Genomic DNA, 9,565 nt, shown 5'->3' on the forward strand with positions numbered 1-9,565 from the left:
GAATCCTGTCTCGTCACTGCGTTTATCTCGTACCATGTATTTCAATAACGTTCTGTGATCGCTGATCGGTTCGCTGGGTCGCGTTCAGTGGGCATGACCATCGGGACCGTGTGGCGTCTCGAGGAATTCCGAGAAGATGCGACTGTCCTGTTCAGCCAGTGCCTCGAGTCCTGTCACGTCGGCACGGAGGCTGAACTGTTTCTTCGGCGCCTCGATACACAGCTGCTTCCCGGTGGCCGTCTGGATGACTCGAACGACTACATCGGCATACTCGTTGCTGATGGTGAATGTGGCAACAGTTTCGTCGGACTCCGAACTCGGCGCGAGGTCGTAGTCGTAGCCGAGAAAGTCGGAGAACACGTCCTGGTCCTGCCACGAGAGGCTCTCGAGGCCAATCGCGTCGATCCTGATAGCGTCAGTCGCAGACCGTATCTCCAGTCGTTCGCCTTTCGGAGTCTTGATATGACGGACGGTGACTGACGATGTACCGTCGCTCAATACCCTTTCGTCGGCGACGTCGATATACTGATTTTCCGTCGTCGGATCAGTCATAAGAAGATCGAAACGTTATCCGTGCTCAGGATCGTCTGGTTGATCAGGATCTTCCGGTCAGCGATCTCGAACGAGTCGCCATGTCGGCGGAGCGTATCCTCTCGTTTCGCTGAATAGAAGTCGTGATCTTCACTATCACCACGGCTCAGGTAAACCAAGAGATTGTTTTCGACCTCGACTTCCTCGTCGTCGTAGTCAGTGACGACGACGTTCGTCACGTAGCGTTCGGTCCGCGTCGGGGGTCGCTCAGCCCAAGCGTACTCCGAGTCAAAGCGCATGACGCGGGCCTTTAGCGAACCATAGTCCTCATCGAAGTGATAGCTATCCCCGCTGAACACCTCCGCCGTGTTCTCTCGCATCAGTCGACGAGGCATGTGGTAGCTGATATCCTCAGCGATGAGGTCAAACCACTCGTGGAGTTCTCGAGCATCGAGCAGTTCCGCTTCGTGATTGAGAAACTGCCTGACCTCCCGTTCGACGAGCAGTTCCTCGAGTTCGTCCTCTCGTCCGCTAAGTTTCATGATTCCACCTCCACGTTCATCGACGTGCCAATACCGTCTTCCCGGTCATTACCGACGAGCATCTCGTACCACTGTTCGTGGAACAGACGCATCCCGCCTTCCTCTAAGTTCTCGGTGTAGGCGAACCCAGGGCCGTCCCACTCCTCGTCGAGGGACATCTCGCTCATCCAGTCCATGCCCATCTGGTAGTTCAACTGGAGGTTTTGGCTGCGAGCGAACTGGCCACCGGCCGCTTCAGTAATACTCTTCCAGATAGGGACGTCGTCCTGTTCGAAGTTTCCAGTCGGGCCGAAGTTCGACGTGTACATCTTGTACATCCGCTCTTTGAACGAATCGGGTGCGTTTTTCGGGACCAGACCCCAACTCCAGAGTTCCATCTGCTCGGGCCCGAGGGGACGCCACTTTCGAATGGTAAAGAAGGGTGCGACGTCTTTGTTCGGATCATCCGTGGTGTCTCCGAAGTGTAAGAATCCGAAGTTAGGGAATATCGCCCCAGTAAACGAGAGTGCCTGCCGAGCGACCTGCCACTGTGCTTCCGATAGTCCGTCCTTAGTAAACAGGTCGTCGACGACCTCATCAGGATACGTGAGGAAGACATCCTCGTCCTCGAAGCCACGAATACTTGTCGTATGCCCATCACAGTGGATGTGACGGTCCATACTCTCGCCGGTCCCAGCGTGGCCGACGGTCTCTTCACCCCCGAGTTCGAGATCGACCACGGAGCCGTGGGCCCACGCTGTGTGATAGCTGTCGCCGTTGAAGTTGTCCGCGATGGTTTTCCAGTTGGCGTCGATTACCCATCGATGTGGTTCGCCGATGACTTCCATCCCTCCCTCCGGAAGCTTCAACTGGATATCCAGGTACCACTTGAAGTCACCCAGCCATTCTTCGAGCGACGGTCCGTCTTCGGCCAGTGATGCGAATACGAGCCCCTCGTAGGACTCGAGTCGAGGGACGTGAGCGAGACCGTACTCTTCGCGGTCGAGTTCCTGAAAGGCCTTGGTCTTCTGTGGAATTCCAGCGGCCTCTCCGTTGTTCTTGTACGTCCACCCGTGGTAAGGACATCTGAAGTGCGACGTATTGCCCTGTTCAGCTCGGCAAACCTGTGTCCCGCGGTGCCGACAGCTATCGAACAGAAGATTGATTTCACCGCTCTCGTCGCGTACGAAGATGAACGGATCATCCCCGATATATCGACGTGCATAGTCGCCCGATTCCGGGATCTCGGATTCGTGCCCGATCAGCACCCAGGACTGTCCGAAGATTCGTTCGACCTCTAACTCGTGAAGGTCCTCGTCCTGAAAGAGCTTCAGCGGAAAGAAGCCATCGTCTAACGCATCCCTGGCCTCTCGTAAGGTTTCGGCTGTTTCCTCTGGCATGTCATCTGTCATCATATACACATCGACGTTCGGGGGTGAAGTACTTAAATGTAGGGGCTATTAGACACGTTTGTAATATAGAAGTTAGAAATCTAGTCGGTTGTATTCTGATTGGCCAAGATATATTACGCAAGTAGTGTAACTAGCGTGTGTTGAGCCCACATGATACACAGGTTCGAATCGTTGTTACTGCCAACAGAGGAGGTAACGAATGCGTGAAATAACGGCAGCAGTCGTCCACCAGCCGGAGACACACACCATCGAATCCGTCACTCTCGCCGATCCAAAGCCGAACGAAGTACTCGTAGACATACGCGCGACCGGTGTGTGTCACACGGACTATCACGCGTATACGAGTGATCGATCCGATTTCCCGGTTGTTCTCGGTCACGAAGGCGCCGGGGTTGTCGAAACAGTCGGTGACGACGTCTCCACGGTGAGTCCCGGAGACCACGTCGTCCTTTGGGTACTTCCATCGTGTGGCACGTGTCAATACTGTCGACGAGGCCACTCGTATCTCTGTCAAGCACGGACGGAAGTTCGCGGCCGAATGATGGATGGAACGCGACGTCTCAGTCACGACGGGACGCCACTTAATCACTTCTACGCCCAGTCATCGTTTGCGAGTATGGCCGTTGTTCCTGAACGGCAGGTCGTTCCGATCGACGACGACGTCCCTCTCGAAATCGGTGCACTTCTCGGCTGTGGTGTCACAACGGGACTCGGGGCAGTCACGAACATCACGGAGGTCGCGAGCGGAGACACTATTGCCGTCTTCGGCTGTGGGGGAGTCGGTGCCGGGGTCGTTCTCGCTGCGAATGCGGTTAGTGCTGGCGAGATCATCGCTGTCGATCTCGATGCGGACACGTTAGCGACGATGCGAGAACTCGGCGCGACGCATACAGTCGATGCGTCTACCACGGATCCCGTCGCTGCTATCGGAGACTACGCAGGTGGCGTCGACTACGCGTTCGAGTGCATTGGGTCACCAACGACAGTCGAACAATCAGTTCAGACACTCGGCCCTGGGGGAACAGCTGTTGTCACTGGAACGAGTGATTCTGATCCCGTCGAACTCGACCTCGGTCTGTTCACTAGCGGTATCGAGATCGTCGGCAACATCGTAGGCTTCACGCGGCCACACGTCGATATCCCGCGATACATAACGATGTACCAGAACGGAGATCTCGATCTAGACGCGATCCTTACCGCCCAGTACGAACTCGAGGATCTTGACACCGCCTTCGGCGCACTCGAGACAGGAGAAGGGATTCGTAACGTCGTTCGCTTTGATCCGGGTCCGTAGGATCAGTTTCCAGGCTGTCGGGGAGGATGTTACGGGATCGTTCGGAAGTCGACGATTTTCGAACGACTCGACTCGGGGCGGTTTACAGCTACTGCATCCAAGCAGCCGACACGCCGATTTCACTTCCTTCTCCAGTATACATCAATGATCATACATCATATGTAGAATCGTAATAAAGGAGTGTTACTGCAGTTTTCATATCAATTATTGTACCGTCGTGTATCTGTGCGATGAGTGTCTCGAGTGGTTCCGTTCGAACTCGAATTTGCTCATCCACGTCGGGATCCCGAGTGCCTGTCGGTTGACATCCTTCGGCTACGAAGAGGTGAATGGTCGTATTAAGCAGGCTATTGAGTGGTTCGAACGATTGCATCGGAATCAGTCGGTCGGCCTCATAGCCCGTTTCTTCACGGAGTTCTCGAGAGGCAGCCTCCGCTGGATCGGCATCATCCGCTTCGAGTTGGCCGCCTGGAAGCCCAATGTCGAACCGGTCGACACTTTGTCGCCACTCTTCGACGACGAGAACGCGATCGTCCGGTGTGAATGCAATCACGGTAACCGCATCGTCGGTATCGAGATATTCGACCGCAAACTCCTCGTGGTCGCCAGCCACGATCTCTCGGCATACGTCGAAGCTCTCACCCGAATACGGAACCGTCGTTTCCTGTTTGTCAGGAGGTGTGGTATCGTCAGCCATGGATATCGCCCTTTGGAGGTATAGCGTGACGGGATATAAGTCCTCGACAGAGAAAGAGACGAAAAGTGAATTGTAGTTCGAAGCCAGCAGCTGTTAGCGATCGTAGTACTAGCGGCTTTTTACCTTCGTAGCGAGTACATCCGAAGACGAGTATGGGTGACGAATCCGACGATATAAAACCGCGCGACATTGCTCTGCTTCAAGCTCGAGTTGCAAATCCGACCGCCTCGAGTCGAGAACTCAGCGATCTCCTCGATGAGGAGTACGACATCCACCTCTCACATAACCACGTCAACACGCTCCTACGGGAGATGCAGTCCGACGATCTCTTTCGGAAAACCGTTATTCCGCGGCGAACACTCTTTCAGCACTATATTTTCCGTATCGGGTTTCACTATCCGAACTTCAAGGAGAACTGGGAAGACTGCCACGAGATGCTCGTTGAGGATCCTCACGTACTAATGTTCTTCAATGCAGATAGTAAATATCGTTGGCAGTTGATCACACAGTTTCGGACAAACGAGCAGATGGACAACTGGGTGACAGCATTTTTCGAGGAACACGGCGAACTCATCGATGAGTTCGAGACGACGTCCATTCACCATCTCCATAAGTTCAAGACAGATGCTGCAATCTTCGACGACATGCTCTCCGAAACTGAAGAAGGGAGAGGCTATCTCGAAAATCGAAACGGACCAAGCAGTGACGGAAAATCAGTTCTAGATACGGCTGATAGGAGCAAAGGCGAACAATCGTAACAGAGGACGGCACGGACCACCCCTCCCCCCTACCCCTCGTTTCCGACGTGTCCGCCGAGTGGCTCTCGTCGTGGGCTTTGGAATCGTCCGCTTCTATGGTTCTCGTACACCCCACCCTACGTTTCCGTCGTTTCCGACGTACACGGGGTTTCCATCAGTTGCGTATCTATTTCTGCCGAAATCCAGACCCCCCTCATTTCCGTCGTTTCCGCACACCCCCACCCCCCGGGCTTCCGTCGTTTCTGCGCACATCACCCCCCACGGTTCCGTCGTCTCCGACGTACTCCAAAATCGTTTCCCACTTATCGTACATCATATATCTTCGTCGATATCCGGACCCCCCTCGTTTCCGTCGTTTCCACACACCCCACCCCGGATTTCCGTCGTATACTACGTCTTCGATAGTCCGGACGTCTAGTCTTGATCCCAATTTTGCATACGGGTATCCTCGAGGATAGTTTCACGGACGACATGAGGATCTTCGATCAGCCGATTCTGTAAGTGAATACCGCCTGCGCTCCCCTTATTGATTTTCTCGATCTCGACGATCCCAAGAAACGCCTGTTCCTTCAGAATATCACGGAAGCGGCGAACGGAGAGAACGTCCATATCGAGGAATTCGCAGATCTGTTCGTACTGGTCGTAAACACGGCTCGTAAGGAACGCATCGTCCTCGGAGTTCACACTGAGTTCTGTCAATGCAAGGAGCGCAGCCTTCGCCTGTGTGGGCGCGCCGTTGATGAGTTCCCGAAACCGGTCCTTTTCGGCGTGTTGTTGTGCTTGGCGGACGTGTTCCTCTTGGACCTTGTCAGCACCGTCCTCGTAGGCCACCTCACCCGCGTGACGAAGAATATCGATCGCTTTTCGAGCGTCACCGTGTTCTTGGGCGGCAAACGCAGCGGACAGTGGTATGACGTCGTCGGAAAGAACGCCGTCTTGGAACGCATCCGCTCGGTTACGCATAATTTCTCGGAGTTGATTCGCGTCGTAAGGCTTGAAGAACAATTCCTTGTGCTGGAAGCTACTTTTGACGCGCTCGTTCGTGTTATCAACGTACTGGATTTTATTGCTGATAGCGATGATACCGATACTACAGTCGATCTTTCCTGCTTCCTCGGCTCGAGAGAGTTTCATCAGCAGACTATCGTCGTTCATCAGATCGATCTCATCGAGAATGATGATAGCCGAGTCGAACTGCGCATCGAGTATTTTCCAGAGGAATTTGTAATACTTCGATGTACTGAGTCCCGTGTGAGGGACAGTGATATCCGTGATAGATTCGTCGTTTAGTTTTGCGCCAAGAGAGGAAATAGCCTGTGTTTCCGTATTGTCTTCTGCACAGTCGATGTACGCTGTGCCGATCGAAACGCCATCCTGTGCTGCGTTTTGCGCGCGTTGACAGACGTGTCTCGAGACGAGCGATTTTCCCGTTCCAGTCTTTCCGTAGATCATCACGTTTTCCGGAGAGTACCCGTGAACCGCACCGTTGAGTCGTTTCGCTAACTTCGATATCTCCTCGTCGCGACCGACGATACGGTCGGCTTCAGGAACGTGTCCGATTTTCAGGAGATCCTTGTTCGAGAAGATACGATGGCCCGCCTCGAAAAGCGGATCATCGACGGTATTGGATGGAGAGCCAGATGTCATTCAATATGACGTGTGTGAGCGGGAAGAGCATAAAACTAGTGGGTGTGACACCACCTCGTTTCCGACGTTATTCTCGAGGATTCGAACGGTTTAGAGCTATAACAGCAGGAATAGATTTTCTAACATGACAGCCGGATTTCCGACGTAAGTCGTAATTAACGCCGATATCGGGCGAATGAGAGAGATAGGAGGAATTTTCTGATCTACCCCCACACCCCACGTTTCCGTCGTAACTCAGGAAGATGGGAGACGTGGAGTTGAAGGAGACGTTCAAAAGAAAGTTACTGTTGAGAGAGACGCTTTCCACCACGATAGCTGCTAAGTAGATAATCCAGTCTGATCTTCGTTTCAACTGATAAAACGAAGAAATCTTCGTTTTATCTCTAAATGAATTTCACTTAGTGGACTATACTCAGTGTGACTACTTCAACCTAGCGGTTAGAACCATGGCATCTAGTATTAGAGTAACCGCACAATGTTAAATTAGACTCCCTAACATAATCAAAAATTAACTCTGTGTGTGTTCAGTATCCTTCCGCAAGAAACGACGGAAACGCGGGGTGTGGGTCCTCTCATTTCTTCTGGTACCCATCCACGTCTTGTCTCGATACGACGGAAACGTGGGGTGGGGGTGGTACGGACAGACAACGAATGTCCTTACCGCAGAACTCGATGAGTTCTCTGGATTGCCGGTCGGTGCCGCAGTCACAGCGATGTTCGTCAGTATGCTTCAGAAAATAGATAGGACGTATTATGACATACTCAACTCTATCGAGTGGAGTCCCCGTCCTCAAGGAGTCGTTCGAGAATCGAAGATTCTCGTGACCACGAGAGACTGCGTCTCTCGGACGACAACGCAACGAGCAAAGCGAGTGAGTAGCGTTAACGAGAGCGGAGCTCTCGTTCGCACATCAGAACGCTTCGCGTTCTGAGGACGCAGTAGGGCGGGGAGGAAACGACAACTCGCAATATTAACTAACTGTCGGACGACGACTACCACCGCCGAACCGCCATCACGCGGCTCGCCGTATCCCCACCGACGAGTCACTCCTCCGAGATGCCATCGAGGAGTGGAAACAGGGATGCCAGATTGCCGTGGACAAGACGTGGGAGCGGTGTCACTCCACGTCCGACGTACAAAACCTCGCCTACGACGACGTACGCGAGAACACGAGTCTCGGCAGCCAACACGCCATTCTCGCGTGCCACCAAGCAGCCGAGAACATCAAATCCTGCATTTCCCGTCGTCAAGACGGGAAGAAAGCCAGCAAGCCCACGTACACGAGTCCGACCGTCACCTACGACGGTCGGACGATGACCGTCTTCCACGACAAAGAGCAAGTGTCGCTCACCACGTACGGCAACCACACTCGCGTTCGAGCCGACCTCGTACTACCTGACGACGAGGACGGCTACCAGCACCAATACCTCGACAGCGACGAATGGGGGCCGACGGAATCCACGCTCCACTATCGAGACGGGGAATGGTACTTGCATCTCGGCTTCCGCAAGCCCGAGACTGCCGACGAAGCGACCGAGAACGGAACGGTTCTCGGTGTTGACCTCGGCGTCAACGAAATCGCCGTCACCAGCACGGCCCGCTTTTTCTCGGCTGGTGAACTCAACCACAAGCGACGGGAGTTCGAGCGCGTGCGTGGATCTCCGACGCGAGCAACAGTCCTCGCGTGGGAGGGGCGTCAGTCAATACGCCCTGAAGTCTGGGACGGTGACGCCGAATCGGGGATACACCCCGTACTCTGACGAGTCAGAGGCCGAGTCCACGGACAAGCCCCACCCTCAACGAGCGAACCCGTCAGGGTGAGCGAAGTAGGGTGGGGTCGTTGACTGACACGCTGTCTGCTGAGTGACTCTCGAGTGAACAGCCGGTCGTGTGAGGATGGGCGGTGAACACCTTGACGGGCGTCGTCGTCCGCTTATACGCTGAACAGGCGCAATACCACGTCGTCGAAAGTTCGTCTCGGTGCCCGTCGGTCGAGCGAGCTCGATGATACCTCCGAGTCCGTCGACGTGTCAGCGACCCCTGCTGGCAAAACCAACAGATGGGGGTCGATGACGCCGAGGATAGGAGTAACGGCCATTTGGAATGGCCGACAGCTACCGACCACGACGGCTGGATTAAACGGATTCCCGTGAAGTGGCGGCGTCCGTGGTTGCACAGCTATCATGCGACCGGGTGTGCCTTGACTTTCAGTAGCTACTATCGTTCGTCTGCCAACGACAGAATATCTCCCTCGAGAAAATAGCGGGAAGTAGATTTGAACTACTGATCTGCGGGTTATGAGCCCGCCGGAATCTCCTGGCTATCCCATCCCGCTGTTCATCCCTCTTTGCCGAGCACGATTAAGAGTTGCTATTCGTATTCGTCCGTCTATGAATCACGCCAATATGTTTCATATGGTGCTAACTACCTTCCGAGTTCCAGTTCGGAGGCCTTAAGTAGTACCCAGCGATTATCCAGTTAATGGAAGGAGATGAGGACCCTACCCCTGCGGTCCGCCGTACAGATGGGGTCTGATGTGAGCCTTGGTAGTTCGGTGACGCCCGATCGGTTCTCGATCGCAGTCACCGAACGTGGACCCATGTGTGAGTGTGTACTAACATTCACCGCCATACCCTCCCTATTAGGGGAGTTATAGCATTCCGGTTGATCCTGCCGGAGGTCATTGCTATTGGAGTCCGATTTA

Annotated in this window: 7 protein-coding genes, 1 tRNA gene and 2 pseudogenes; 4 read left to right on the plus strand and 6 right to left on the minus strand. The window is 54.1% G+C overall.

What is annotated here, in order from left to right; all coding sequences use genetic code 11:
* Nucleotides 1-84: 84 nt before the first annotated feature.
* From RBH26_RS20930 to RBH26_RS20940, 3 genes are read right to left on the minus strand one after another with little or no spacing between them, the layout of a single operon-like run.
* The gene (locus RBH26_RS20930) at nucleotides 85-498 is read right to left on the minus strand and encodes a hypothetical protein (RefSeq protein WP_306760304.1); all 414 of its coding nucleotides are present in this window, start codon (nucleotides 496-498) and stop codon (nucleotides 85-87) included.
* Nucleotides 499-548: 50 nt separating this feature from the next.
* On the minus strand, nucleotides 549-1,073 hold the full coding sequence (locus tag RBH26_RS20935; protein ID WP_306760305.1) for a 3-phenylpropionate/cinnamic acid dioxygenase subunit beta: 525 nt from the start codon (nucleotides 1,071-1,073) through the stop codon (nucleotides 549-551).
* Nucleotides 1,070-2,452, minus strand: coding sequence for a Rieske 2Fe-2S domain-containing protein (locus RBH26_RS20940; RefSeq protein WP_306760306.1), 1,383 nt, complete (start codon nucleotides 2,450-2,452; stop codon nucleotides 1,070-1,072). Before RBH26_RS20940 ends, RBH26_RS20935 begins: the two co-directional genes overlap by 4 nt.
* 211 nt (nucleotides 2,453-2,663) lie before the next feature.
* On the opposite strand from RBH26_RS20940, the pseudogene RBH26_RS21405 reads away from it, so the two are divergent.
* Nucleotides 2,664-3,005: pseudogene (locus RBH26_RS21405) on the plus strand (alcohol dehydrogenase catalytic domain-containing protein); the annotation flags it as partial.
* Between the two features lie 75 nt (nucleotides 3,006-3,080).
* On the plus strand, nucleotides 3,081-3,758 hold the full coding sequence (locus tag RBH26_RS21410) for a zinc-binding dehydrogenase (RefSeq protein WP_345784091.1): 678 nt from the start codon (nucleotides 3,081-3,083) through the stop codon (nucleotides 3,756-3,758).
* Nucleotides 3,759-3,906: 148 nt separating this feature from the next.
* On the opposite strand, the gene RBH26_RS20950 is transcribed toward RBH26_RS21410, so the two are convergent.
* A complete protein-coding gene (locus RBH26_RS20950) occupies nucleotides 3,907-4,455 on the minus strand; it encodes an NUDIX hydrolase (RefSeq protein ID WP_306760308.1) in 549 nt (182 codons plus the stop codon).
* Nucleotides 4,456-4,607: 152 nt separating this feature from the next.
* Between RBH26_RS20950 and RBH26_RS20955 the strand changes: the two genes are divergently transcribed.
* A complete protein-coding gene (locus RBH26_RS20955; protein WP_306760309.1) occupies nucleotides 4,608-5,213 on the plus strand; it encodes a helix-turn-helix domain-containing protein in 606 nt (201 codons plus the stop codon).
* Nucleotides 5,214-5,627: 414 nt separating this feature from the next.
* On the opposite strand, the gene RBH26_RS20960 is transcribed toward RBH26_RS20955, so the two are convergent.
* A complete protein-coding gene (locus tag RBH26_RS20960; RefSeq protein ID WP_306760311.1) occupies nucleotides 5,628-6,860 on the minus strand; it encodes an orc1/cdc6 family replication initiation protein in 1,233 nt (410 codons plus the stop codon).
* A gap of 979 nt (nucleotides 6,861-7,839) precedes the next feature.
* On the opposite strand from RBH26_RS20960, the pseudogene RBH26_RS20965 reads away from it, so the two are divergent.
* Nucleotides 7,840-8,682: pseudogene (locus tag RBH26_RS20965) on the plus strand (hypothetical protein).
* A gap of 439 nt (nucleotides 8,683-9,121) precedes the next feature.
* Here RBH26_RS20965 and RBH26_RS20970 read toward each other — a convergent pair.
* Nucleotides 9,122-9,196: transfer RNA gene (locus tag RBH26_RS20970), tRNA-Met, on the minus strand.
* Nucleotides 9,197-9,565 lie beyond the last annotated feature (369 nt).

This window comes from Natronolimnohabitans sp. A-GB9 (assembly GCF_030848565.1).
Taxonomy (GTDB): Archaea; Halobacteriota; Halobacteria; order Halobacteriales; family Natrialbaceae; genus Natronolimnohabitans.

Bases quoted from the DNA above. Each gene is read 5' to 3' on its own strand.
- RBH26_RS20960 (WP_306760311.1), bottom strand. From the start codon at position 6,860: ATGACATCTGGCTCTCCATCCAATACCGTCGATGATCCGCTTTTCGAG.
- RBH26_RS20940 (WP_306760306.1), bottom strand. From the start codon at position 2,452: ATGCCAGAGGAAACAGCCGAAACCTTACGAGAGGCCAGGGATGCGTTA.
- RBH26_RS20955 (WP_306760309.1), top strand. From the start codon at position 4,608: ATGGGTGACGAATCCGACGATATAAAACCGCGCGACATTGCTCTGCTT.
- RBH26_RS20950 (WP_306760308.1), bottom strand. From the start codon at position 4,455: ATGGCTGACGATACCACACCTCCTGACAAACAGGAAACGACGGTTCCG.
- RBH26_RS21410 (WP_345784091.1), top strand. From the start codon at position 3,081: ATGGCCGTTGTTCCTGAACGGCAGGTCGTTCCGATCGACGACGACGTC.
- RBH26_RS20935 (WP_306760305.1), bottom strand. From the start codon at position 1,073: ATGAAACTTAGCGGACGAGAGGACGAACTCGAGGAACTGCTCGTCGAA.